Annotated in this window: 20 protein-coding genes; 9 read left to right on the forward strand and 11 right to left on the reverse strand. The window is 68.0% G+C overall.

What is annotated here, in order from left to right; genetic code table 11:
• Positions 1-37: 37 nt before the first annotated feature.
• From Q8S38_RS13280 to Q8S38_RS13290, 3 genes are all read right to left on the reverse strand, one after another.
• Positions 38-2,272 (reverse strand): RelA/SpoT family protein, encoded by a 2,235-nt coding sequence (locus Q8S38_RS13280; RefSeq protein WP_305680967.1) that lies wholly within the window; start codon positions 2,270-2,272, stop codon positions 38-40.
• A 167-nt stretch (positions 2,273-2,439) separates the two neighbouring features.
• Positions 2,440-2,832 (reverse strand): DNA-directed RNA polymerase subunit omega, encoded by a 393-nt coding sequence (rpoZ, locus tag Q8S38_RS13285; RefSeq protein ID WP_054141122.1) that lies wholly within the window; start codon positions 2,830-2,832, stop codon positions 2,440-2,442.
• A gap of 104 nt (positions 2,833-2,936) precedes the next feature.
• Positions 2,937-4,625: an ATP-binding protein gene (locus tag Q8S38_RS13290; protein ID WP_305680891.1), complete on the reverse strand. Its 1,689-nt coding sequence runs from the start codon at positions 4,623-4,625 to the stop codon at positions 2,937-2,939.
• A 253-nt stretch (positions 4,626-4,878) separates the two neighbouring features.
• Here Q8S38_RS13290 and Q8S38_RS13295 point away from each other — a divergent pair, with 253 nt between their 5' ends.
• Both Q8S38_RS13295 and acpS read left to right on the forward strand, forming a co-directional pair.
• Complete coding sequence (locus Q8S38_RS13295; RefSeq protein ID WP_305680892.1) at positions 4,879-5,628, forward strand: pyridoxine 5'-phosphate synthase; 750 nt, start codon at positions 4,879-4,881, stop codon at positions 5,626-5,628.
• A gap of 9 nt (positions 5,629-5,637) precedes the next feature.
• Positions 5,638-6,045 carry a holo-ACP synthase gene (acpS, locus tag Q8S38_RS13300; protein ID WP_305680893.1) on the forward strand — a complete coding sequence of 136 codons (408 nt, stop codon included), beginning with the start codon at positions 5,638-5,640 and terminating at the stop codon, positions 6,043-6,045.
• A gap of 140 nt (positions 6,046-6,185) precedes the next feature.
• Here the strand turns inward: acpS and aqpZ are convergent, their stop codons facing one another.
• Both aqpZ and Q8S38_RS13310 read right to left on the reverse strand, forming a co-directional pair.
• The gene (gene aqpZ, locus Q8S38_RS13305; RefSeq protein ID WP_305680894.1) at positions 6,186-6,911 is read right to left on the reverse strand and encodes an aquaporin Z; all 726 of its coding nucleotides are present in this window, start codon (positions 6,909-6,911) and stop codon (positions 6,186-6,188) included.
• Positions 6,912-7,012: 101 nt separating this feature from the next.
• Positions 7,013-8,026: a sensor histidine kinase gene (locus tag Q8S38_RS13310; RefSeq protein ID WP_305680895.1), complete on the reverse strand. Its 1,014-nt coding sequence runs from the start codon at positions 8,024-8,026 to the stop codon at positions 7,013-7,015.
• 231 nt (positions 8,027-8,257) lie between these two features.
• On the opposite strand from Q8S38_RS13310, the gene lepB reads away from it, so the two are divergent.
• The 5 genes from lepB to Q8S38_RS13335 all read left to right on the forward strand — a co-directional run bounded on the left by lepB (position 8,258) and on the right by Q8S38_RS13335 (position 12,419).
• On the forward strand, positions 8,258-9,025 hold the full coding sequence (gene lepB, locus Q8S38_RS13315) for a signal peptidase I (RefSeq protein WP_305680896.1): 768 nt from the start codon (positions 8,258-8,260) through the stop codon (positions 9,023-9,025).
• Positions 9,026-9,088: 63 nt separating this feature from the next.
• Positions 9,089-9,820: a ribonuclease III gene (gene rnc, locus Q8S38_RS13320; protein ID WP_305680897.1), complete on the forward strand. Its 732-nt coding sequence runs from the start codon at positions 9,089-9,091 to the stop codon at positions 9,818-9,820.
• A complete protein-coding gene (gene era / locus Q8S38_RS13325) occupies positions 9,813-10,742 on the forward strand; it encodes a GTPase Era (protein ID WP_305680898.1) in 930 nt (309 codons plus the stop codon). The genes rnc and era overlap by 8 nt, the downstream gene beginning before the upstream one ends.
• Before the next feature lie 314 nt (positions 10,743-11,056).
• Entirely contained in the window at positions 11,057-11,641 is a 585-nt protein-coding gene (pyrE, locus tag Q8S38_RS13330) for an orotate phosphoribosyltransferase (protein WP_305680899.1), read from the forward strand.
• A 142-nt stretch (positions 11,642-11,783) separates the two neighbouring features.
• Complete coding sequence (locus tag Q8S38_RS13335) at positions 11,784-12,419, forward strand: LabA-like NYN domain-containing protein (RefSeq protein WP_305680900.1); 636 nt, start codon at positions 11,784-11,786, stop codon at positions 12,417-12,419.
• A 911-nt stretch (positions 12,420-13,330) separates the two neighbouring features.
• On the opposite strand, the gene smpB is transcribed toward Q8S38_RS13335, so the two are convergent.
• The 3 genes from smpB to dapA are packed head-to-tail and all read right to left on the reverse strand — an operon-like array spanning position 13,331 to position 15,395.
• Positions 13,331-13,804, reverse strand: coding sequence for an SsrA-binding protein SmpB (gene smpB / locus Q8S38_RS13340; protein ID WP_305680901.1), 474 nt, complete (start codon positions 13,802-13,804; stop codon positions 13,331-13,333).
• Positions 13,801-14,448, reverse strand: a complete 648-nt coding sequence (locus Q8S38_RS13345; RefSeq protein WP_305680902.1) for an FMN-binding negative transcriptional regulator — start codon at positions 14,446-14,448, stop codon at positions 13,801-13,803. The genes smpB and Q8S38_RS13345 overlap by 4 nt, the downstream gene beginning before the upstream one ends.
• Before the next feature lie 53 nt (positions 14,449-14,501).
• Positions 14,502-15,395, reverse strand: a complete 894-nt coding sequence (gene dapA, locus Q8S38_RS13350) for a 4-hydroxy-tetrahydrodipicolinate synthase (RefSeq protein WP_305680903.1) — start codon at positions 15,393-15,395, stop codon at positions 14,502-14,504.
• 169 nt (positions 15,396-15,564) lie between these two features.
• Between dapA and Q8S38_RS13355 the strand changes: the two genes are divergently transcribed.
• Together Q8S38_RS13355 and Q8S38_RS13360 are read left to right on the forward strand one after the other, a co-directional pair.
• The gene (locus Q8S38_RS13355; RefSeq protein WP_305680904.1) at positions 15,565-17,652 is read left to right on the forward strand and encodes a lytic transglycosylase domain-containing protein; all 2,088 of its coding nucleotides are present in this window, start codon (positions 15,565-15,567) and stop codon (positions 17,650-17,652) included.
• A 138-nt stretch (positions 17,653-17,790) separates the two neighbouring features.
• Entirely contained in the window at positions 17,791-18,696 is a 906-nt protein-coding gene (locus tag Q8S38_RS13360; RefSeq protein WP_305680905.1) for an alpha/beta fold hydrolase, read from the forward strand.
• Positions 18,697-18,702: 6 nt separating this feature from the next.
• Here the strand turns inward: Q8S38_RS13360 and Q8S38_RS13365 are convergent, their stop codons facing one another.
• The 3 genes from Q8S38_RS13365 to Q8S38_RS13375 form a co-directional block, all read right to left on the reverse strand.
• On the reverse strand, positions 18,703-19,371 hold the full coding sequence (locus tag Q8S38_RS13365) for a hypothetical protein (RefSeq protein WP_305680906.1): 669 nt from the start codon (positions 19,369-19,371) through the stop codon (positions 18,703-18,705).
• Positions 19,372-19,382: 11 nt separating this feature from the next.
• Positions 19,383-21,764 carry an OmpA family protein gene (locus Q8S38_RS13370; protein ID WP_305680907.1) on the reverse strand — a complete coding sequence of 794 codons (2,382 nt, stop codon included), beginning with the start codon at positions 21,762-21,764 and terminating at the stop codon, positions 19,383-19,385.
• A gap of 273 nt (positions 21,765-22,037) precedes the next feature.
• The gene (locus Q8S38_RS13375) at positions 22,038-23,414 is read right to left on the reverse strand and encodes a porin (protein ID WP_305680908.1); all 1,377 of its coding nucleotides are present in this window, start codon (positions 23,412-23,414) and stop codon (positions 22,038-22,040) included.
• Positions 23,415-23,937: the final 523 nt, after the last annotated feature.

Genomic DNA, 23,937 nt, shown 5'->3' on the forward strand with positions numbered 1-23,937 from the left:
CCTTAGTGATTGGGCCTCCCGCGACAATACACTCAAACTACCCCACCACCCGCTCGACCCGGCTGATCACCCGCTTCTCGCGCAGTTCGCTGATGATGGCGCTGAGATGCTTCAGGTCCCAGACCGTCAGGTCGATGGTGACGTTGGTGAAATCGGGGTTCGGCCGGTGCATCGCGACCGCGTCGATGTTGCCGTCATGCTCGGCGATGGTGGTGGTGATCTGCGCCAGCGAGCCTGGCTCGTTGATCGAGTGCAGCGAGATGCGCGCGGGGAAGCGCTGGGGGGCCTTGTCGTCGAGATCCCAGCGGACATCGAGCCAGCGCTCGGGCTCGTTGTCGAACGCCGCCAGCGCCGAGGACTGGATCGGGTAGATCGTCACCCCCTCGCCCGATGTCAGGATGCCGACGATGCGATCCCCCGGCACCGCCCCGCCATTGGGGGCAAAGCGCACGGGCAGGTCGCCGCCGAGACCGCGAATCGGGATCGCGTCCTTTCCGGGGCCGTCGTCTCCCGGTGTCTCGCCCGGGAGCTTGAACTTCAGATTCTCGCCCTGGCGCAGTTCGAACCAGCCCTTGGCATTGCCGGTGGTGGCGCCGGCCGATTTCGGATCGGAGGCGCCGCGCTTCTCGGGTTCGAGGTCGGGGTAGACCGCCTTGACCACGTCGCCGGAAAACATCTCGCCGCGTCCGACCGCCGCCAGCACGTCGTCGACCGCCGTGCGGGCGAGGCGCTTGAGGGCGGCCTTGAGCTTCTCGTCGTTGAAGGGCCGCTCGACCCGGCTGAAGGCGCGCTCGAGGATCTGGCGGCCGAGGCCGGAATATTGCCGGCGCACGGCGGCACGGGTGGCGCGGCGGATCGCGGCGCGGGCCTTGCCGGTGACGACGAGGGATTCCCAGGCAGCCGGCGGCGTCTGGCCTTCGGCGCGGGTGATCTCGACCTCGTCGCCATTGGCGAGTTCGGTCAGGAGCGGCGCGATGCGGCCATTGACCTTGGCGCCGACCGCGCTGTTGCCCACATTGGTGTGGATCGCATAGGCGAAGTCGATCGGGGTCGCGCCACGCGGCAGCGCGATCAGCCGGCCCTTCGGCGTGAAGCAGAAGACCTGGTCGTGGAACAGCTCGAGCTTGGTGTGCTCGAGAAACTCCTCGGGGCTGTCGCCCTCGGCGAGCAGGTCGACCGTGCGGCGCAGCCACTGATAGGCGCGGCTCTCATCGGCATAATTGGTCAGTTCGGTGGTGCGGCCGTCCTTGTAATGGGCGTGGGCGGCGATGCCGAATTCGGCGATGCGATCCATCGTGTCGGTGCGGATCTGCAATTCGACACGGCTGTGGCCCGGCCCGACCACGGTGGTGTGGATCGAGCGATAGTCGTTCTGCTTGGGTGTGGAGATGTAGTCCTTGTAGCGGCCCGGCACCATCGGCCAGGTCATGTGGACGATGCCGAGCACGCGGTAGCAATCCTCCGGCGTGTCGACGATGACGCGGAAGCCGAAGATGTCGGAGAGCTGCTCGAAGGAGATGGATTTGCGCTCCATCTTCTTCCAGATCGAATAGGGCCGCTTGCGCCGGCCGGAGACGTCCGCCTGGATGCCGCTGGCGGCGAGCTTGTCCTTGAGGTCCTTTTCGATCTCGCCGATGACGCTGCCCTCGCGCTCGGTGACCTCCTCCAGCCGCTTGGTGACGGTGGCGTGGGCCTCGGGCTTGATGTGGCGGAAGGCGAGCTCTTCCAGCTCCTCGCGCAGCTCCTGCATGCCCATGCGGCCGGCGAGCGGGGCATAGATCTCGGCGGTTTCCTCGGCGATGCGCAGGCGCTTCTCGGGCGCCATGAAATGCAGCGTGCGCATGTTGTGGAGCCGGTCGGCGAGCTTGACCAAGAGCACGCGGACATCGTCGACGATGGCGAGCAGGAGCTTGCGGAAATTCTCGCCCTGGGCCGCCTTCTTCGAGACGAGGTCGAGCTTCTTGATCTTGGTCAGCCCGTCCACCAGCCGGCGGATGTCGGGGCCGAACATGCTCTCGATCTCTTCGAGCGTCGCCTCGGTGTCCTCGACGGTGTCGTGCAGGACGGCGGCGACGATCGTCGCATCGTCGAGCTTGAGATCGGTCAGGAGGGCTGCGACCTCGAGCGGATGGGCGAAGAACGGATCACCCGAGGCGCGCTTCTGCGTGCCATGGGCGCGCATGGCATAGACATAGGCCCGATTGAGGAGGTCCTCGTCGGTGTTGGGATTGTAGCTGCGAACCCGATCGACGAGTTCGTATTGCCGCATCATGCCCATGCGGGCCCTCTGTCACGCCTGCCTGCTCCGGAGTCCGTCAATATCGGCGCGGCGAGAGCGAGCAGCAAGGCGAATTCCCTGTCGGAGGCACGAAAAAGCCCGGCGGGGCCGGGCTTTAGCGGAATAGGTGAAGAGAGCGTTCCAAACGCCCGCGCGCGGGATCAGTCCTCGTCGTCGGCGCTCTCGGTCGGCGGCACGAGACCGTCGAGGCCGCGCAGCAGGTCGTCCTCGCTCATGCGATCGAACTGGACCTCCGAATCGGGGGTCGAGGCGCTCTGGCCGGGCGCGGCGAGCAGCGGCACGGTCTCGGCCTCGGGCTCATCGACCTCGACATGCTTCTGCAGCGAGTGGATCAGGTCTTCCTTGAGATCCTCGGGCTTGAGCTTCTCGTCGGCGATCTCGCGCAGCGCGACAACCGGATTCTTGTCGTTGTCGCGGGACACGAGGATCGCCGAGCCCGACTGGATCATCCGCGCGCGATGGCTGGCGAGGAGAACCAGCTCGAAGCGGTTGTCGACCTTGTCGATGCAATCCTCAACGGTGACACGAGCCATGGCGCGGCTCCTTCTGATCTTTAGCGATGCAGGGAAGATGATGTGAGCCGGCCTTACAGCCAAAGCGCGGGAGATGCAAGATTTGCCTGCCGCCCTCGCCCGGCTCAGCCGCGCATCCGCCGGACCATGTCGTCGAGGCCGGGCTCGCGCCGACCCTCGACGCCGGCGACGACGTCCATGGCCGGAAGTTCATGGCGCGGAAGCTCGGCGAAGCGCATCCGCATCGTCGTGGCGACGCCCTCGCCAAAGGCGATCGCCTCGCGGTTGCCGACCGAGGACAGGAATTTCAGCGTGCTCGCCGAGGCGTCGGAAATCGCCGAGCGGATGATCTGCTGGTCGACCTCGTTGGCCAGCCGCATCGCGAAGATCGTCGAGCATTGCGACAGGATCGTCGGATCGAGTTCGCCGGGGCGCTGCGTCACCACGCCGAGATAGGCGCCGTATTTGCGGCCCTCCTTGGCGATGCGGGCGATGGCCTGGCGGGTCGGCAGGAAGCCGAGCGTCGGGTTGGCGGGGACGTAACGATGCGCCTCCTCGCAGAGCAGCAGGATCTCGTAGGTGCCCTGGCTCGCCATGGCGAGGTCGAAGGCCAGCCGTGCCAACACGGAGGCCACCGCATCGACGACCTCCGAGGGCAGTCCGCCGAGCTGGAAGACCGTGATCGGCCGGCCGTGATGGGGCACCCGGAAGATCTGGGCGATCACCGGCGCCATGGTCTCCATCATGTTGGCGCGGGCGAACATGAACTGGTAGCGCGGATCGCCATGCAGCGCCTCGAGCCGGACCTTGAGCGAGCGCAGCGAGGCATGCGGCCAGCGCTTCTCATGCATCCCGATCAGATCGTCGATGATGGCCAGCACATCGATGATCCGATACGGCGTCGGCATGTCGCCGGCGCTGCCGGCGCTGTCCTCCCGGCGGCCCTGGCCGACATCGAGGGGGCGCTTCAGCAGCGTCGAGTTGAGATCGCGCATCGAGCTGCGCAGGCTGCCGGAGCGATAGCGCTCGCGGGCCACGCCGACGACCTCGCGCAGGATGTCGGCCTCCTCGTCGAAGGCCGAGCGGCCGCGGAACACGACCTCGGCGAACTCCTCGAGCTTGAACATCCAGAACGGCAGGTCGAGCCCCTCGGCGTCGATCGTCAAGGCGCGGTCAGGGAAGGCCGAGGCGTATTCGTTGTGCGGATCGAGGATCAGCACGCGCAACCGCGGGCGGGCCGCGATGGCCCGGCGCAGCAGCAGCGCCACCGCGCTCGACTTGCCGACGCCGGTGGTGCCGAGCAAGGCAAAATGCCGCGCCAGCATGTCGTCGATGCAGACCGTCGCGGGGATCGAGGGATCCTGGGTCAGCGTGCCGATGGCGACCGCCTTGCGCGTGCCGAGATCATGGACGAGCGCGAGATCGCTGGCGCGGATTCGATGGGCCACGGCGCCGATCGGCGGATAGGTCGAGATGCCGCTCTGGAAGCTGGTGCGGCCGTCGGCGGTTTCCGAGACCTCGCCGAGCAGCTCGACCTGGACGTGGATGGCGTTGTCGGAGCCCTCGTCCCAGACCGCCTGGACGGCCGCCATCTCGAAGACGAGGCCGACGATGCGCGAACTGCCGAGATTGATCGAGATCATCCGGCCCACGGTCCAGGAATCGGGGCCGAGATGGGCCATGCCGCCGACCGTGCTGGCGATGGTCGCGCGCGATCCGTCACAGGACACGACGCGGCCGAGCGCACGCTGCAGATCCTGCGTCTGGTCGCGCCGGTCCTGCGTCAAATTGTTCTCGAACGTCGCCGTCTTCACCGCAAGCTGCACGATCTAAGCCCCATCGACCCCTCGATCCCCAAAGGTGACGCTAGGGCGGAAGCCCTTACGATTGCCTTATCCGGCGCTGGATGCGCGCCCCCCGTGCTGACGCGGTTACCAAATCGCCAAGGCGGCCCGGCCAATGCCGCGCGACCGATCAGCTTGCGTGGTGTCGGCCATGACAATCCCTGCCTTGAGCGCGGCTTGCGTTCTCGTCTATGCACAGGCCGGCTTTGAGGAGAGGTGACCCATGGCGAACCGGCTGCGACTGGGCGTGAACATCGATCATGTCGCGACCATCAGGAATGCGCGCGGCGGCGCCCTGCCCGATCCGGTGCGCGCCGCGCATCAGGCCGTGGCGGCCGGCGCCGACGGCATCACCGCGCATTTGCGCGAGGACCGCCGCCATATCCGCGACGCCGACATGGAGCGCCTCGCCGCCGAACTGACCAAGCCGCTGAATTTCGAGATGGCCGCGACGCAGGAGATGGTCGCGCTGGCCGAACGGCTGAAGCCGCATGCGGCCTGCCTGGTGCCGGAGAAGCGCGAGGAACGGACCACCGAAGGCGGCCTCGACGTGGTCGGCCAGGAGGCGGCGCTGACGCCCTTCATCGCGCGGCTGAAGGCGGCCGGCTGCCGCGTCTCGCTGTTCATCGAGGCCGACGAGGCGCCGATCCGCATGGCGGCGAAGCTCGGCGCGCCGGTGATCGAACTGCACACCGGAACCTGGTGCCATGCGGTCGCAGACGGACATCACGACAAGGCGCAGGCCGAGTTCGCACGTCTCGCCAGGGGCGCGGCTTTCGCGGCATCGCTCGGGATCGAGGTCCATGCCGGGCATGGGCTCGACTACGACACGGCGCGCCAGCTCGCCGCCGTTTCGGAATTCGTCGAATTCAACATCGGGCATTTCCTGATGGGCGAGGCGATCTTCGTCGGGCTCGATGCGGCGATCGGCGCGATGCGGCGGGCGATGGACGAAGGCCGCATCGCGACGTAAATCGTCAGCATGATCCTCGGCATCGGCTCCGATCTCTGCGACATCGACCGCATCCAGAAATCGCTCGACCGGTTCGGCGAGCGCTTCACGAATCGCGTCTTCACGCCAAGCGAGCGCGCCAAATCCGATCGGCGGGCGACGCGGGCGGCATCCTATGCGCGGCGCTTTGCGGCGAAGGAAGCCTGCTCCAAGGCGCTCGGCACCGGCCTGCGCGCCGGCGTGTTCTGGCGCGACATGGAGGTGGTCAACCTGCCCAGCGGCGCGCCGACGATGAAGCTCACCGGCGGCGCCGCGCTGAGGCTAGCCGCGATGACGCCGGCCGGCCACGAGGCCATCCTGCATGTCTCGATGACCGACGACCCGCCGATGGCGCAGGCCTTCGTCGTGATCGAGGCGCGGCCTCTGTCCGGCGGCTGACATTTGCGCCCGAGACCAAGGCGCAGCCCCGTCATTGCGAGGAGCGACGCGACGAAACAATCCAGGGCGGCAGAGCATTTCCGTCTGGATTGCTTCGCTACGCTCGCAATGACGAATGCGACGCGGCGTTGCTCCAGCCCTCACTCCGCCGGCGCGGTTCCCACGACCTGGCCGCTCGGCTCCTCGCTGAGCCAGCGATAGGCGATGCCGCCGAGCGCGCCGCCGATCAGAGGCGCGAGCCAGAACAGCCAGAGCTGCCCCATCGCCCAGCCGCCGACGAAGAGCGCCGGGCCGGTGCTGCGCGCGGGGTTCACCGAGGTGTTGGTGACGGGGATGCTGACGAGGTGGATCAGGCACAGGCCGAGCCCGATCGCCAGCGGCGCGAAGCCCGCCGGCGCCTTGCCATGGGTCGCACCCATGATGATGAAGAGGAACATCATGGTCATCACGACTTCGGTGAGGAAGCCCGCGAACAGGCTGTACTTGCCCGGCGAATGCTCGCCATAGCCGTTCGAGGCGAAGCCCTTGGCGAGGTCGAAGCCCGGCGCGCCGCTGGCGATGAGATAGAGAACACCCGCCGCGACGACGCCGCCGATCACCTGCGCCACGACATAGGGCAGGATCTGGCTGGCCGGAAAGCGCCCGCCCGCCGCCAGCCCGACCGTCACGGCCGGGTTGAGGTGGCAGCCCGAGATGTGGCCGATCGCGTAGGCCATGGTCACGACCGTCAGGCCGAAGGCGAGCGAGACGCCGAGCAGGCCGATGCCGACCTGCGGAAAACCGGCGGCGATGACCGCGCTGCCGCACCCCGCGAAGACCAGCCAGAAGGTGCCGATCGCTTCCGCCACGTATTTCTTGCTGTTCATGATCGCCCCCCGACGTAGGGGAAGATCGTGCATCCGGAGCGGTTTCGCGTCAATCGGGCCGCACCTTCAAACGGCAGGATCCAGCCGCGGCGCGAGGCGGGTCAGAGCGGAAAGGCGATCCGGGTCGAGAGGCCGGACTGGGAGACCTGCTCGCTCGTTCCCTTAAGCTGCTTGGCCAGGGCCTCGATGATGCGGTTGCCGAGCCCGTGGCCGGCCTGCGCCTCTTCGGGCGCCTGTGGCAGACCGACGCCGTCATCGGTCACGGTGAGGACCGCCATCCCGTCGTCCGCGCGCACGATCGTCACAGCGATGCGCCCCGTGCGCCCCTCCGGAAAGGCATGCTTGAGCGAGTTGGTCACGATTTCCGACACGAGCATCGAGATCGTGGTGAGCTTGCGGATGTCGAAGCTCATCGGCGGCACATCGACATGGCAGGACACGCCGGACACGCCGCTCGCCTCGATCACGTCGGCGCAGAGGTCCTCGAGATAGCGCCCGATCGGCAGATCGACCTGATGGGGGTCGTGCAGGCGCCTGTGGATGCGCGCCATCGTCTCGATCCGGTTGCGGGCCTCGTCGATGATCGCCGGCGCGGCGGCGGGATCGGCGAGGACGCGCCGGCGCGACATGTTCAGCAGGCTGGCGACGAACGCCATGTTGTTGGCGACGCGATGCTGCAACTCCTCGAACATCGTGCGCTGCTGCTCGGCCAGAGCGGTGGACACGCCCTTCTCGACCTCGAGCCGGCGCATCGCCCGGGTCATCGCATGGATCAGGGCGATGTCGACGGCGACGATGAAGACATAAAACAGCAGCGCGAAACCGCTCTGGAAATCCATGGCGAAGCCGGCCGGCGGAATGAACCAGTACCACGCGGCCAGCCCGCAGAGCAGCGCGCAGGCCAAGCCCGCCGCGGTCCCGCCGACGAAACTCGTCAGGATCACCGCCGGAAAGAAGGTCAGGAAGGGATAGCCGGGCGGCAGCGTGCCTTCGAGCGCGAAGCGGCCCAGGACAGCCGCCGCCGAAATCGCGCAGGCCAGCACGAGCGCCGGAAGCGGCTCCATCGCGCTGCGGGCATGGGGGAGCAGAGGGTTGAAGCGGTCGAGGAGTTTCACAGGTGCCTGGTCGGAACGGTCGAGAGGGTTGCGAGGGGCAGGCATCCTGGCAGACACCCCGGGGACAGTGTCATCCCGCGCGAATTGACCTCTTAGATCGGTTTCACGCAACCTCCATGTCAAAAAATGGGTGCGCAAGAGACGATCGGGCCGGCCGCACTGTCCCGACGTTGTCTGCCGGCCAACATTCCGCTAGACCGCCGGTCGGACCCCCGTCCCAGGAGCGCCCGCGTGGCCAACGACGTCGATTCCAAGAAAAAAACCGTCAAGGACGAGGGCGGGATCGTCGAGACGATCAAGGTCGTCGTCCAGGCGCTTCTGATCGCGCTGGTGATCCGGACGCTGCTGTTCCAGCCGTTCAACATCCCCTCGGGATCGCTGATTCCGACGCTGCTGATCGGCGACTACCTGTTCGTCTCGAAATACACCTATGGTTATTCCAAGCACTCGATCCCGTTCAGCCCGCCGCTGTTCTCGGGCCGGGTCTGGGCGGCGGAGCCCAAGCGCGGCGACATCGCCGTGTTCAAGCTGCCAACCGACAACACGACCGACTACATCAAGCGTGTGATCGGGCTGCCGGGCGAGCGCATCCAGATGATCGACGGCATCCTGCACATCAACAACCAGCCGGTGAAACGGGAGCGGATCGCCGATTTCGTCACCACCGACAATTGGGGCCGCAGTTCGCCCGCGATCCAGTATCGCGAGACTTTGCCCAACGGCGTCTCGCACCAGATCATCGAACGCGAGGGCGACAGGGGCACCTTCGACAACACGCCGGTCTTCGTCGTGCCGCCCGGGCACTTCTTCATGATGGGCGACAACCGCGACAACTCGCTCGATTCGCGCGACCGCAGCGTCGGCTTCGTGCCGTTCGAGAACTTCGTCGGCCGGGCCGAGATCATCTTCTTCTCGATCGAGGACGGTGAATCGGCCTGGAAGCTGTGGGAATGGCCCTGGACGGTACGCTGGAACCGCCTGTTCAGCGCGATCCGATGACGACGATCCGCAATGAAGAACACCCGCCAGTGAAGAAGATCAGCACGTGAGCCAGAGACACCCGTGAGCAAGGCCAGCGACAACGCGCGCAAGCCGCCCGACACGGCCCGGCTGCAAGCGACGCTCGGGCATGTCTTCGCGGACCAGACCCTGCTGATCACCGCCCTGACCCATATGAGCGCGGAGGGGCCGCGGCTCGAAAGCTATCAGCGGCTCGAATTCCTCGGCGACCGGGTGCTGGGCCTGAGCATCGCCGACATGCTGTTTGCGCGCTATCCGCTCGCCGCCGAAGGCGACATGTCGCGGAGGCTCGCCGATCTCGTGCGCAAGGAGACCTGCGCCGAGGTCGCGATCGCCTGGAATCTCGGCGCCTTCATGCGGCTGGGCGAGGGCGAGATCCTCGGCGGCGCGCGCAAGAACAAGGCGATCCTGGCCGATGCCTGCGAGGCGATCATCGGCGCCGTCTTCATCGACGGCGGCTATGAGGCGGCCCGCGGGCTCGTCGAGCGCGGCTTCGGCGAGCGCCTGCTCAAGCCGGTGCGGCCGCTGCGCGACGCCAAGACCGCGCTGCAGGAATGGGCCCAGGGCCAGGGCTACCCTACGCCGACCTATACCGAGCGGGACCGTTCCGGCCCCGATCACGCTCCCGTCTTCCGCGTCGCGGCCCGCATCACGGGCCTTGTCGATGCGGAAGCGCTGGGGCCCTCAAAACGACTGGCCGAGCAGGCGGCGGCGGAAGCCTTCCTGCGGCGCGAAGGCCTGTGGAGCGAAACGATGGAGAGCGACAATGGTTGAAGCGGAGACAGGCGCGCCCGCCCGCGGGCCGACGCGCTGCGGCTTCGTCGCGCTGATCGGCGCGCCCAATGCCGGCAAGTCGACGCTGCTGAACCAGCTCGTCGGCGCCAAGGTCTCGATCGTCTCGCGCAAGGTGCAGACGACCCGCACCCAGGTGCGCGGCATCGCGCTGTCGGGCCCGATGCAGGTGATCTTCGTCGATACGCCGGGCATCTTCCAGCCCAAGCGCCGGCTCGACCGCGCGATGGTGACGAGTGCCTGGGGCGGCGCCACCGATGCCGACCTGATCGGCGTGCTGATCGATGTCGAGCGCTTCGACAATGAGGAGAACACTCGGCTGCTCGAAAAGCTCGCCGAGCTGAAGCAGCCCAAGTTCCTGATCCTCAACAAGATCGACGTCATCGCCAAGGACAAGCTGCTCGAGATCACCGCCAAGGTGAACGCGCTGGGCACCTTCGAGACGACGTTCATGATCGCGGCCCTGACCGGCTATGGCGTCAAGGACATCCTGACCTGGCTGGAGACGCGGCTGCCGCTGGGCCCCTGGCTCTATCCGGAGGACCAGATCTCGGATGCGCCGCTGCGCTTCCTCGCCGCCGAGATCACCCGCGAGAAGATCTTCGAGCGGCTGCACGATGAACTGCCCTATCGCTCGACCGTCGAGACCGAGCAATGGCAGCAGCGGCCCGACGGCTCGGTGCGCATCGAGCAGACGATCTATGTGGAGCGCGAGGGCCAGCGCAAGATCGTGCTCGGCGAAGGCGGCCAGACGATCAAGGCGATCGGCCAGAAGGCCCGCATCGAGATCGCGGAAGCCGCCGAGGCGACCGTGCATCTCTTCCTGTTCGTGAAGGTGCGCGAGAACTGGAGCGACGACCCGGCGCGGTATCGCGAGATGGGGCTGGAGTTTCCGAAGGGGTAGCTGGGACGCTCGTCATGGTCGGGCTTGACCCGACCATCTCGGAACCCAGCGTCTTCTCGTCACGAGATTCTCGGGTCTGCGCTTCGCTCCGCCCGAGAATGACGTAACGTTACCAAGCCCTCATCCTGAGGAGCCGCGGCACGCGGCGTCTCGAAGGATGCTTCCGATGTCTCCGGAACCTCCTGAAGCATCCTTCGAGACGCGCCTTTGGCGCTCCTCAGGATGAGGGCTGTGAATGAGGGGCTCCTCACGCCTTGCGCCCACCCGTGATCCGACGCAAAGACGCCGCCGACCGTTCTGTTCAGGAGCCAACCATGACCAACGACGAGGTTCTCGCCGAATTCCGCGAGGCGGGTGCGCTGCTCGAGGGGCATTTCATCCTGTCGTCGGGACGGCGCAGCGCCGTCTTCCTGCAGAAGATGTTCGTCTTCCAGGACCCGGTGCGCACCGAGCGCCTGTGCAAAGCGCTCGCGGCCAAGATCGAGGCGCGCTTCGGCAAAATCGACTACGTCGTCTCGCCCGCGGTCGGCGGCATCGTGCCGGGCTACGAGACCGCGCGGCATCTCGGTGCCAAGGCTGTCTTCGTCGAGCGCGAGGGCGGCAGCTTCAGGCTGCGCCGCGGCTTCACCCTGCCGGCAGGGGCCCGCTGCATCATCATCGAGGACATCATCACCACGGGGCTGTCGCTGCGCGAATGCCGCGACTCGGTGATGAACGAGCCCGGCACCATCGTCGGCGCCGCCTGCCTGATCGACCGCTCGGCGGGCCGCGCCGAACTCGGCATGGAGCTGGTCAGCCTGATGGAATACGCCGTGCCGGATTATGCGCCCGACGCGCTGCCGCCGGAGCTCGCAGCGATTCCCGCGACCAAGCCGGGCAGCCGGGGCCTGAGCGCCTGAACGACTTCCGTTTTGCCGGCTGCGGCGAGAGGTCACAGCCCGCGATGGCTGCCGGACGACGATTTCGGCCGATCCGACATGGTTCGACCGTGTTTGCTTTTCATTTGAGTTTTTCAAAGCGATTTCAGACGGAGTGATTTCTATGGCGGCCGACCCGCGCATCGCCCTTTTCATCGATGGCGCCAATCTCTACGCGACCTCGAAGCAGCTCGGCTTCGACATGGATTACCGCCGGCTGCTGCGGGAATTCCAGGGCCGCGGCAACCTGATCCGGGCCTTCTATTTCACCACGCTGATCGAGAGCGAGGAGTATTCCTCGATCCGGCCGCTGGTCGACTGGCTCGACTACAATGGCTACCGCGTCATCACCAAGGCGGCCAAGGAGTTTACCGACGCCACCGGGCGCCGGCGGATCAAGGGCAACATGGACATCGAGCTGGCGATCGAGATGCTCGAGCTCGCTCCCCATCTCGACCAGATCTACCTGTTCTCGGGCGATGGCGATTTCCGCCCGCTGGTGGAGGCGGTGCAGCGCAAGGGCGTCAAGGTTTCGGTGGTCTCGACCGTCTCGACCAGCCCGCCGATGGTCGCCGACGACCTGCGCCGGCAATGCGACGAGTTCATCGACCTCGCGCAGCTGATGCAGAAGATCGGCCGCGACCCCTCCGAGCGCAACGCCCGCACCAGCTCCGCGCCGGGCGCCCCGGTGACGCCGGGCAATCCCGGCCTCGAGCGGCGCTACGGCATCCGCCAGGGCGACGAACCGGTCGAGAGCTGAGCCTCACGCACCGAAAGCCCCGGCCGGCTCGCGCCGCGGGGGTTCGGGCCTTGAAGCGAATCCAAGGGGATGCGCGGGACGATGGTAGCGTCGCAGCCGACGACTGCGTGCCGGTGTCGGTGTCGATGTGTCGTGTCGAAGCAGCGCCAACAGCCGCCACCCCGTCCCGCACGCGGTTATCTGGGGGTCCCTCGTCGTCCCTACGTCCAGGCACGGGCTCGGGCCTGCCCAGTTTCGGCCCTGACGATCGACGGCACCTCCATGGCGTCCGGCCCGCGACGGCCTTCCCCCATGAACACCGCACCTCCCCCGGCCGCACGACGCCTCGCGTCAGCCCCCTTGGTCGGGGAAAGCGCGCGGAGAATAGGGTCGCGTTGGGGGCGCGGGGATAAGATTTGTCGAAGGGTGCAAACGTGCCCGGCCAAGGCGCGGGGAACCCTCTCCTGTAAGGAGAGGGCAGGGTGAGGTGTCGGCCGTTCGCCGCAGAGGGCGAGCCCTCCCCGCCGGCTGCGGTTGGCGCGGCGTCTTACGGGTCAAGGGGCCGACACCTCTCCCCTGCCCCTCTCCTTACAGGAGAGGGGTTCCCCGCGTTCCTCTTGTCGAATTGTGGGCGCCTTGTACCGGCCGCACCGTCATGGTCGCCCTTGTGGCGACCATCCACGTCTTCGCGGGTCGAGGGCGGCGTTCAAGACGTGGATGCTCGGGACAAGCCCGAGCATGACGGGATGCGGAACCGCGACGCCTCTTCCCTTCTCCCCTCGCGGGAGAAGGTGCCCCGGCAGGGGCGGATGAGGGGGCGCCGTGCCCCCTCCGGTTAGCGTCGCGGTCGGTGGAATTCTCACGGCGCCCCCTCATCCGTCGGCGCTGCGCGCCGCCACCTTCTCCCGCGAGGGGAGAAGGGAGGTCGTGCCTCACGCACCCGTCTTCATGATCCTCGCCTTGTCGCGGTTCCAGTCGCGGTTCTTCTCGGTTTCGCGCTTGTCGTGCAGCTTCTTGCCGCGACCGAGCCCGAGCTCGACCTTGGCGCGGCCCTGGTCGTTGAAATAGACCTTGAGCGGAATCACCGTGTAGCCGTCGCGCTGGATCGCGCCCATCAGCTTGTTGATCTGGCGGCGGTGCAACAACAGCTTCCGCGGCCGCTTGACGTTGTGGTTGAAGCGGTTGGCCTCGAGATACTCAGGGATATGGGCGTTGAACAGGAAGAGCTCGGTGCCCATCGGCCCGGCATAGCTCTCGCCGATCGTCGCCTTGCCGCCGCGCAGCGACTTGATCTCGGTGCCCTGAAGCGCGATGCCGGCCTCGAGCGTCTCGATGATCTCGTAATTGTAGCGCGCCTTGCGGTTGTCGGCGGCGAGCTTGTAGCGTTCTGGATCTGGCTTTTTCATTGGGTCCGGCCGAGCGCATGCGCCTTGACGAGGGAGGCCATGGCCTGGGATTCCGATTCAGGATCGGCCGCCAGGCCGTTGAAAACGCCCAGCTTGTCGGCTTCCTGGCGGTTCTGGCTGAGCTTGAACTTGCCGACCAGCGAGGCGATGTCGATCTCGATGCCGACGATGCCGCGCATCTGGGCTGCGACGAAAGGCTCGGGCGCATCGCCGACGCTCCAGGGCTGCGCGCGCGGCGCCTCCTGCTGCGCGGTCAGCGCGTCGAGTTGCGCGCGCAACCAGGCGCCGTCCTCGATCGCGCGGGCCGGCCCGCGTGCCTGCACGGTGACGTAGTTCCAGGTCGGCACGACCTTGCCGTGCTCCTGCTTGGACGCATACCAGGCCGGCGTGACATAGCGCTCGGTGCCGGTGAAGATCACCAAGACCTCGGCGCCGGCCGCGATCGCCTTCCATTGCGGGTTGGGCCGCGCGAGATGGGCGCGCAGCACCCCCTGCTCGCCCTCCTCGGCATGCAGGACGAAGGGCACCGGGTTGGCGATCAGCCCGCCCTCGCCCGCCGTCACCAGCGTCGCGAGTGGATGCGCGCGCATGACCGCAAACAGCGCCTCGCGATCATCGACCTTGAAATGGCTGGGCTCGTACATCGTCGGGTTCCCTGGCGTCGGCCGGGGGGACCGGACGGACGCGACGCTCCTATCTAGGCATTCAACAGGCCGGCGAACACCATGGCGTCGCGGATGATCTTGCCCGTCGGCGCGGTCACCGGCAGCAGCGGCAGACGAACCTCTTCCTGGATACGGCCCAGCAAAGCGAGCCCGTGCTTGGCGCCGGCGAGCCCTGGCTCCTTGAAGATCGCATCATGCAGCGGCACGAGCCGATCCTGGAACCTGAGGGCCGCCGTATAGTCACCCTCGAGGCAATGCTGCATCAACTCCGCGCACAAACGCGGCGCGACATTGGCGACGACCGAGATGCAGCCATGGCCGCCGGCCGCCATATAGGCCAGCGCGGTCATGTCCTCGCCCGAGAGCTGGATGAAATCGGGCCCCATGGCGTGGCGCTGCTGCGAGACGCGGGCAAGGTTGGCGGTGGCGTCCTTCACGCCGGCGATGTTCTTCAACTCGTAGAGCCTGGTCATCGTCTCGACCGACATGTCCACGACCGAGCGTGGCGGGATGTTGTAGATGATGATCGGGATCCCGACCGCATCGTTCACCGCCTTGAAGTGCTGGTACATCCCCTCCTGGGTCGGCCGGTTGTAGTAGGGCGTGACCACCAGGACCGCCTGGGCGCCAGCCTTCTCGGCATGAACAGCGAGGTCGATCGCCTCGGTGGTGTTGTTCGAGCCCGCGCCGGCAATGACGGGCACCTTGCCCTTCGCCTCCGCGACCACGATCTCGACCACGCGCTTGTGCTCGTCATGGGAGACCGTCGGGCTTTCGCCGGTGGTGCCGACCGGAACGAGCCCCGAGGAGCCGCTCTCGATCTGCCAGGCGACCAGCGCGCGCAGCGCGTCTTCGTCGATCCGGCCGCCCTTGAACGGCGTCACCAGCGCGGGAAGCGAACCGGTGAAGGCGGAATGCTTGGTCATGACAGCGGCGTCCTGGCGCGAAACGGGCGTGGAGAGGGCGACACACATAAACTGTCCCCTGCGGCAGGCAAAGCCGGCTCGCCATAAAAACGCGGCGGCGCATGGTTAAGAGTTCATAAACCCGCTTCCGCGAGCATCACAGGCTACGCGTCCGACCGTGGAGCCTGCCATGGCCTCGCCTGCCATCCGCTTGCGGATGATCCGCCTTCTTGTGCCGCTGATCTTCGCTGCCCTGCCCGCCGCCATGCCGGCCAGGGCGGCCGACGACAGCGCGCATGCGCTGCAGCGCGACGATATCGCCGGCATCGAGGTCGAGACCACGGGCGCCTTGCCGCCCTATCCGGGCGAGGCGCTGCGCACCGAGGCGGTCGACATGGACCGGCTGAAGAGCGCGGTCACAGCCTATCGGCGCGGGTCCCTGCGCGACGGCGACGCCATCGCGCAGACGATCGACGACCGGACGGCCCGGGCCCTGCTCGAATGGGTCGCGATCCGCAGCGGCGCCAGCCTGATCCCGTTCGCGCGGATCGACGCGTTTCTGAAGGCGCATCCAAATTATCCGGCGACGAGCCTGTTTCGCCGCCGGGCCGAGGAGATGCTGATCGCCGAGAAGAAGAGCCCGGCCGTCATCCGCGCCTTCTTCCATGGCCAGCGCCCGGTCAGCCCGGCCGGGCGGATCGCGCTGGCGCTGACGCTCAAGGCCGAGGGCCGGATCGAAGAGGCGAACACCCTGGCGCGGCAGAGCTGGCTGCAGGACCATCTCGGCGGGCCACTGGAGGCCATCGTGCTCGACGCCTTCGGCGCGGCGCTGTCCCCGGCGGATCACCGCCTGCGGGCCGAGCGCTACATCTTCCGCGGCAACTCGGCGGCGGCGCTGCGCAACGCGGCGCGCGTCTCGCCCGATTATGTCCTGCTGGCGCGGGCGCGGCTCGCCAGCGGCGCGGCGCGTCGGCCGATCGCACCGGCGCTGATCGCGGCGGTGCCGGCCTCGCTACGCGGCGACATCTCCTTTGCCTTCCTGCAGGCGCAGCAGGCCAGGCGCGCCGACAAGCCCATTGAGGCCGCCGCGGCGCTGGCGAACGTACCCCGCGACCCGGCCCTGCTCGGCGATGGCGACGGCTGGTGGATCGAGCGACGGCTGATCGCGCGCGAACTGCTCGACGAAGGCGACGCGGCCCGGGCCTACGGCGTCGCGGCCGGGCATGGCGCCGAGGATGCCGCCGAGCGCATCGACGCCGAATGGCATTCGGGCTTCATCGCCCTGCGTTTCCGCGACCAGCCCGGCATTGCGCTTGAACATTTCAACGAAGCCGCCCGCCATGCCGAGACGCCGATCTCGGTGTCGCGCGCGGCCTATTGGCAGGGCCGCGCCTTCGAGGCGATCGGCAAGGCCGACGAGGCCCAATCCGCCTATGAGCGCGCCGCCGAGCACCCGATCGCCTATTACGGCCAGCTGGCGCGGGCGCGGCTGCGCCTGCCCGACCTGCCGTTGCGGCGCTCGGTCGCCGCCGCGCTCCAGCATCTGCCGGGCCATCGCGGCGTGCGCCTGCTCTACGGGATCGGCGAGCGCGATCTCGCGGTGCAGATGCTGACCGACCTCGCCCAGCGCCTGCATACGACGCCGGCGCTCGAGGCCCTGGCGACCATCGCCCAGCGCGAGGGCGACACCCGCGCCCTGCTCGCGCTCGGCAAGGCTGCGCTGCAGCGTGGCTTACCGCTCGACGCCGCCGCCTTTCCGACGACAGGGGTGCCGGAGTTTGCGGTCCTGGGGGACCCGATGGAGCGCGCCATCGTCCACGCCATCGCCCGGCAGGAAAGCGCCTTCGACCCGACCGCGATCTCGCATGCCGGCGCGCGCGGGCTGATGCAGATGATGCCGGCGACCGCACGCGAAACGGCGCGGCGCGCCAACCTGCCCTTCGACTGGCCCAGGCTCGGCCGCGACGCGCTCTATTCGGCGCAGATGGGCGCCGCCCATCTCAACGACCTGCTGAAGGAGTGGCGCGGCTCCTACATCCTGACCTTCGCCGCCTACAATGCGGGCTCCGGCAATGTCAGGAAGTGGATCGCAGCCTATGGCGACCCACGCCTGCCGGAGGTCGACGCCGTCGACTGGGTCGAGCGCATTCCGTTCTACGAGACGCGCAACTATGTGCAGCGGGTGATGGAGAACCTGCAGGTCTATCGCCAGCGGCTGAACCAGCGCACGGCCTATCTGATCGACCACGACTTGAAGCGCGGCGGGCGGCGGGATTAGGTTCGCGGGGAGATCGCTGGTGTCGCGCAGCCCTCATCCTGAGGAGCCGCGGTAAGCGGCGTCTCGAAGGGTGCTCCAGCGCGATCTGGAACCATCCTTCGAGACGCGCCTGGCGGCGCTCCTCAGGATGAGGGCTGAGTGTTGACTGCGACAGAAACAAAAACCGGCTTCACCTCGCTCTACACCAGCGCCCGCGACGGTCTGCGGCTGCATGCGCGCGATTATGGGCCGCTGGCGGCAACCGCGCTGCCGGTGATCTGCCTGCCAGGCTTCGCGCGCACGGCCGCCGACTTCCACGAACTCGCGCTGGCGCTGTCGCAGGACGAAGCCAAACCCCGGCGCGTGCTGGCGCTGGATTATCGCGGGCGCGGCCTCTCGGGCTATGACCGCGACTGGAAGAACTACGACATCCGCATCGAACTCGACGATCTGATGCAGGTGCTGGTCGCGGCGGGCATCGTGGCGGCCGTGTTCGTCGGGACCTCGCGCGGCGGCCTGCTGACCATGGCGATGGGCGCCGCGCGGCCGGCCGCGATCAAGGGCGTGGTGATGAACGATATCGGGCCGGTGATCGATGCGCGCGGCCTGCTGCGGATCCGTGGCTATGTCGGCAAGCTGCCCTTGCCGCGCAGCTTCGCCGAGGGCGCCGAAATCCTGAAACGGCTCTCGGACCAGCAGTTCCCGCTCTTCGGCGAGGCGGAGTGGGACGTCATGGCGCGCCGGACCTGGACCGACCGCGACGGCCCGTTGCGGCCGGACTACGACACCAACCTGATGAAGGTGCTGGAGGAGCTCGACCTCGAGGCACCCCTGCCGATTCTCTGGCCCTATTTCGACGGTCTCAAAGCCGTGCCGATGCTGGCGATCCGGGGCGCCAATTCCGACCTGCTCGCCGACAAGACGCTCGCCGAGATGGGCGAACGCCACCCCGATTGCGAGACCTTCACGGCGCCGGGCCAGGGCCATGCGCCCCTGCTCGGCGCCAAGGACATGGTGCGCCGGATCGGCCGGCTGATAGCCCGCGCCGAACGCCGAGCCGCCTGACGCCGCTCACGCCTTCGCGGGCTCGCCCTCGTCGCGCGATGTCTCGACCAGACCGGCGCGGGCCCGCGTGGCGAACTCGGTCTCGCCGCCGGCAGCCAGCGTCATGGCCTGGCCGACCCAGTCCTCGCGCTCGATCCGGCCGGGGAAGGCGAGATAGCTGCCGACCCATTCGACATTCTGCGGCGTCCAGGCGGCGATCTGCTGGAAATGCCAGATGCCGAGCGCCTGCAGCCGGTCCTCGTTCTGGCGGCCGATGCCCTTGATCAGCTTGAGATCGTCGGGCTTGTCATCCCTGGCCGCGACGAGCCCGGCCGGGCGCTGCCCGGCAATGTCGGCCTCGCCGGCGACGGGGGGCAGCGTGGCTGCGGGGGCCGCCGTGGTAGCGTGGCCGGTTGCGACCGGAGCGCCGGCGCCGCGCAGCAGAGCCCCGACGATGCAGCCGGCGACATAGACGCCGGTGAACAACAGCGCGGTCTCGACCCAGATCGCCGGCTCGCCATTCAAAAACTGCAGCCAGGTCAGCGCGGCGCCGAGCCCCCAGAGCGCGGCAAACCAGCCGGCGACAGCGCCGCCGAGCCTGAGCTTGCCACCATCATGGCCGATCCAGCCCATGACGAGGCCGAGGACGAAGGCGGCGGCGAGAAACCAGACGAACTGGCTGGCGAGATACAGCATGTCGGCCCCCCTTACTTCGCGACCGTGAACTGGACGCGCCGGTTCAGCGACCGGGCTTCGGGCGCGCCATGGGGCACCAGCGGCCGCGCGCTGCCGAAGCCCTGCGTCTCCAGCCGCGCCGGATCGATGCCGCGCTGGACCAGCTCGTCGCGGACGCGCAGCGCGCGGCGCGCCGAGAGATCGAGATTGTTGAAGCCGCCGCGCTCGCCGTCCCTGTTGGCGTGCCCCTCGATGGTGATGCGCGCGGCCGGGCATTGCGTCAGGATGGCGACCGCCTCCCCGATCACACGCTCCGTCTGCGGATCGAGCGCCACCACGGCCGTTCCTTGCGCAAACAGCACGGTATTGCGCTTGGTCAAGGCGTCGAGATCGTTCTGGCAGGTCGCCGGCGGATCGACGACGCAGCCGGTCTGGCGCAGGCCGATCGCGGTATCGGCCCGGAAGCCGGCGGGCAGGCCGGTTCCGGCGCTGGTTTCGACCTCGCGCTGGATCAGGTCCCGGCAGGTCAGGCCGCGCAGCGTCACGAGACCATCGACGAGCAGGGCCGTCCCCAGATCGAGGCGCAGCAGATTGGTGACCGCGACGGCGGCCGCGGCAGCGAAGCCCTCGGGCGCGCCGGGCAGGATCTGCGTCTCGTCGTGCAGCCTGCCCTGCAGCGGCGAGGCCTCGACCAGCGCCCGCAAGGCGTCGCGCGTGCGGGTGTCGGGGAGCGAGCCCGTCAGGGTCAGCCCGGTGCGGTCGGCGATGATCGACAGGACATATGGGCGCACCGCGATCGCGGCCGCGCCTTCGCCGGCCAGGCTCAGGCCGGCCGGCAGAGGCTGCCTGCGCAGCGCCGCATCGAGCCGCGACCACGCCGCGCCGTCCGCGACCTCGCCTGCGAGGCCGAGCGCTGCGCCGGCGAGCGAGACCGAACCCCGCTTCAAGGTGCCGAGCAGTTCCAGCGCGAAGCCTGTCGCGGCGGCGAAGTCGGGCTCGCCGCGCAGGTTGGGCTCCAGCGTCAGACGGTCGGAGACAGCGCCCGAGGGGGTGAGGGCGCGCGCCCGCGCCAGCAGCGCCTCGCGGGCCGCCGTGTCGGGCACCAGCCCCTGAAGCGTCACACCCTGTTCGCCGATGATCGCGCTCCAGCCGAGCGCGACGGCCGGCGGCGGTGGAGGCGGCGGAGGCGCAGGCGGGGCTGCGGCTTCGATCGGCGCCCTCGGAGCGGGCAGTTCCGACGGCAGGAAGATCGGAGCCGGGATGTCCGGCAAGGGCGGCATCAGGCTTTCGACCGGCGGCAGCGACGGCAGGTCCGACGGCACGAAAACCGGCTCCGGAATCTCCGGCAGCGGCGGCATCAGGCTCTCGACCGGCGGCGGAGGCGGCGGGCAGGCGATTACCGCCTGAGCGACGGCGCCGCTCACATCGCCTTGTGCGATCTGCACGAGCGCGGCGCGGCACGCTTCATAGGTCGCAGGCCCTTCTCCCGACAGCGCATAGGAGTCGCCGTTCAGGATCGCCTTACCCTGGCGCAGCCGGGCGAGATCGCCGATCGCGCGGCCGACCCGCGCCAGAAAGCCGGACGGTTCTCCCGCGCCGGGCAGCAAACGGTCGTCGATGGCGATCGGACCCGGAAAGGTCCTGCGGAGCAAGGCCAGCATCTGCTGGCGGACGGCCTCCGACGGGTAGAAGCCCTCGAGCTGGAGCCTGTCCTCGGCCAGCCGCTCAACGCTCCAGCGATAGGGCGTGACGACCGGAGGCTCGAGCGCGCAGGGCACGGCCTGGAAGCCGTCGCGGGGCAAACCGGCGATAGCCGCTTGGAGCGACAGGAATTGGCTCGGTGTGTCGGCCCTGCCCTCGATGCAGAAGCGCATGTCGTCGAGCGCGACCTTGCCGGTTGCAAGCCGCGGCAGTTCCGTCAGCACAGAGCCGGCCATCGTCTCGAAGCCCGCAGGCGCGCCGAAGGCGAGGCTCTGGCGATCGACGATGCGCAAGCCCGGCAGGGATTTCTCGGCCGCCGCGACCAAAGCGCGGGCGGTCGCTTCGTCGGGAACGAAGCCATTCAACGTTACGGCATCGCCATCACGGCTTGCCGACCAGCTATAGGGCTTCTGGGCGACGACCTGCGAAAGTCCGCCGAGGGCACGGCGCACGCCGAACTCGCCGCGCAGCCGCGCGATCGCGCGAGCGGCACCATCGGCCGACAGGGCCTCGCCGGAGATCGTGACGTCGCGGCCGTCAATCTGTGCCGTCACCGGACGCGCGCCCGGCGCCTGACCGGCCACGGCCGCTGCGGCTTCGACTGCACGGCGGCCGACATCGCGCTCGATCGCCTGGTCGAGGAAGAGGTTACCGGCGCCCCAGAGCAGCGCCAACGGCACGAGCCCCCAAAGCCAACGTCCCGGCTGCGACATGCCCCCTCCCCCGAAACCCCAGGCCTGGGAGCGAACGCATTCCGCGTCTCGGCTCCAGAACCCACCCCATTCCGCCACCATCCACACGCCAGCGCGCCGCGACCCGCGCAGGCGAGATGGCTTGTGGCGAACAAACGACAGCGATCTCTAGAAGGCGTCTCGCAGGCCGGCTGTCAACCGGCCCGCCAATCGAGCGGGAGCCCTCATCCGCCACAAACATAAAAAAAGCCCCGGGTTTCCCCGGGGCTTTCCGACTAGGACCGCGTGAAGCGATCAGAAGTCGCGCTGGATGCGGAAGCGCGCGGCGACGGCGTCGTCGGACTTCACGAGACGACCACCATTGGCCAACGTCGGGCGAGCGCCAGCGTTGTTGGCAGCCAGGACAGCCTGCTTCAGCTCGGTGCGGGTGTAGACCACTTCGACACCGATATCGAGACCCGAAACCGGCGACCAGATCAGGTTACCAGCAACGATGAACTCCTTCGGATCGAGCGGACGAGCGACAACACCCGGAACCGCCTGGGCGGCGAGGGTGTAGCCCAGCTTCAGCTCGCTATACGAACCGTAGATCTCGGTGCGCAGCTGCGGGGTCCAGAAGTGACGCAGACCAGCGACGAGCGACCAGCCGGTGGCGGTCTTCGTGTTGCCGAGCGCGTTCACGCCGATATCGCCGACGGTGAGCTGGTTGCCGGCGACCGAAGTCGTCTGACGACCGGCACCGAACTGACCACCCCAGCCGAGATAGCCGAGCGCGCCATCAGCGTAGGCGGCCTGCAGGAACAGGTGATCGCCAGCGGCCAGCATCGGGAGGTTGATCTTGACACCGCCCTGAACGGCGAAGCCCATCTCATCCTTCGACGCGTTGAAGAGCGGGCCGACGTTCGAGATGTTGCGCTGGGTGATGGCACCCGAGAGCTGAGCCGAACCCCAACCCTGATCGACGCGCAGCGAGGCGACGACATCCGGGAAGTCCTGGCCGAGCAGGTTCGAAACGCCACCGGGGCTGATGACCGTGTTCTCACGGGTGCCGGTGCCGGTGTTGCGGTCTTCGAGCGAGACGGTGGCCGAGAAGCCCGAACCGAAGGTGGCGGTGTAGGCCAACAGGTTCAGACGGCTGTCAGCCGTGCGCAGGGTCGAGAAGCCGAAGTCGTTGGCGTAGAAGTCGAAGAACGACTGCGCGCGACCAGCGGTGATCGGACCGAACTGGACGAAGGCCAGGTCGAGGTTCGAGGCGGTGCCCGAAGCCGTGTTGCGGCCGGTGCCCGGAGCGATGATGCCCTGGTTGCCGTTGGTCGTGCCGGCGTAGAAGCCCGACGAAACCGTCAGCTCGTAGCGGAAGAAGGTACGCAGCGTGCCGTAGGCGGTCGCGGTGCGGGCGTCGACGTTCAAGCGACCGCGCGAGCGGGTGCCGTAAGCGTCCTGACCTTCGCCGTAGCGGGTGCCGACGGTGTACTCGGCGCGAACACGGCCGCCAACGCGGAGGCAGGTCTCGGTGCCGGGGATGTAGAAGAAGCCAGCGCCGTAAGCCGAGCAGACGCGGACGTATTCAACGGGGGCCGCCTTCCGCGAGGGAAGATCGGCAGCGTGAACCCCGGAGACCGCGGCGAAGCCGGCGGCGGAACCGAGGAGGAGGCTCTTGACGAGCTTCATTGGTAACCTCCAAAAAAAGTTTCGAGACCCTCGGGCTTTCGGCCGGCTCATTGGTGGCTGGCCCCAGGAGACCCAACCACCGAACCTGCTTGTTCCCGGTCTTTCGCCCGCGTCCCTGACCATTCAGAGGCGAAGACGAAAAACAGCGACCGGGAACGTCCCGACGCAGGACAACCATACGAATGCCCGGGGGGCGATCAACCTTCATCACGCCGCCGAGAGGTCCCGGGGGGTGCTTTGGACCCCGGTGTTGCCGGCAAGCCACGCTTTGACCGAGGAAATTTACCGACCGTTAACCGCATCCCGACGGCTGGCCGTTTTTGGAGCCATTCCAGAGCGGAATCACCCTGCAGCGGAGGGGGCGTCGCGGCGCAGCGATTCTGCCGCTGCCGTCAGAAGGCTTTCTGGACCATCCCTCCGCCCCCATCCCGGGGCCCCGTTCCGCAAGGAACGGCGTCTCGAACGAGGCTCGGGCAGACTCCGGGGATATCCGGGGCGTCCTTCGAGACACCGCTTCGCGGCG

The sequence above is a fragment of the Allobosea sp. genome, assembly GCF_030695125.1.
GTDB lineage: Bacteria > Pseudomonadota > Alphaproteobacteria > Rhizobiales > Beijerinckiaceae > Allobosea.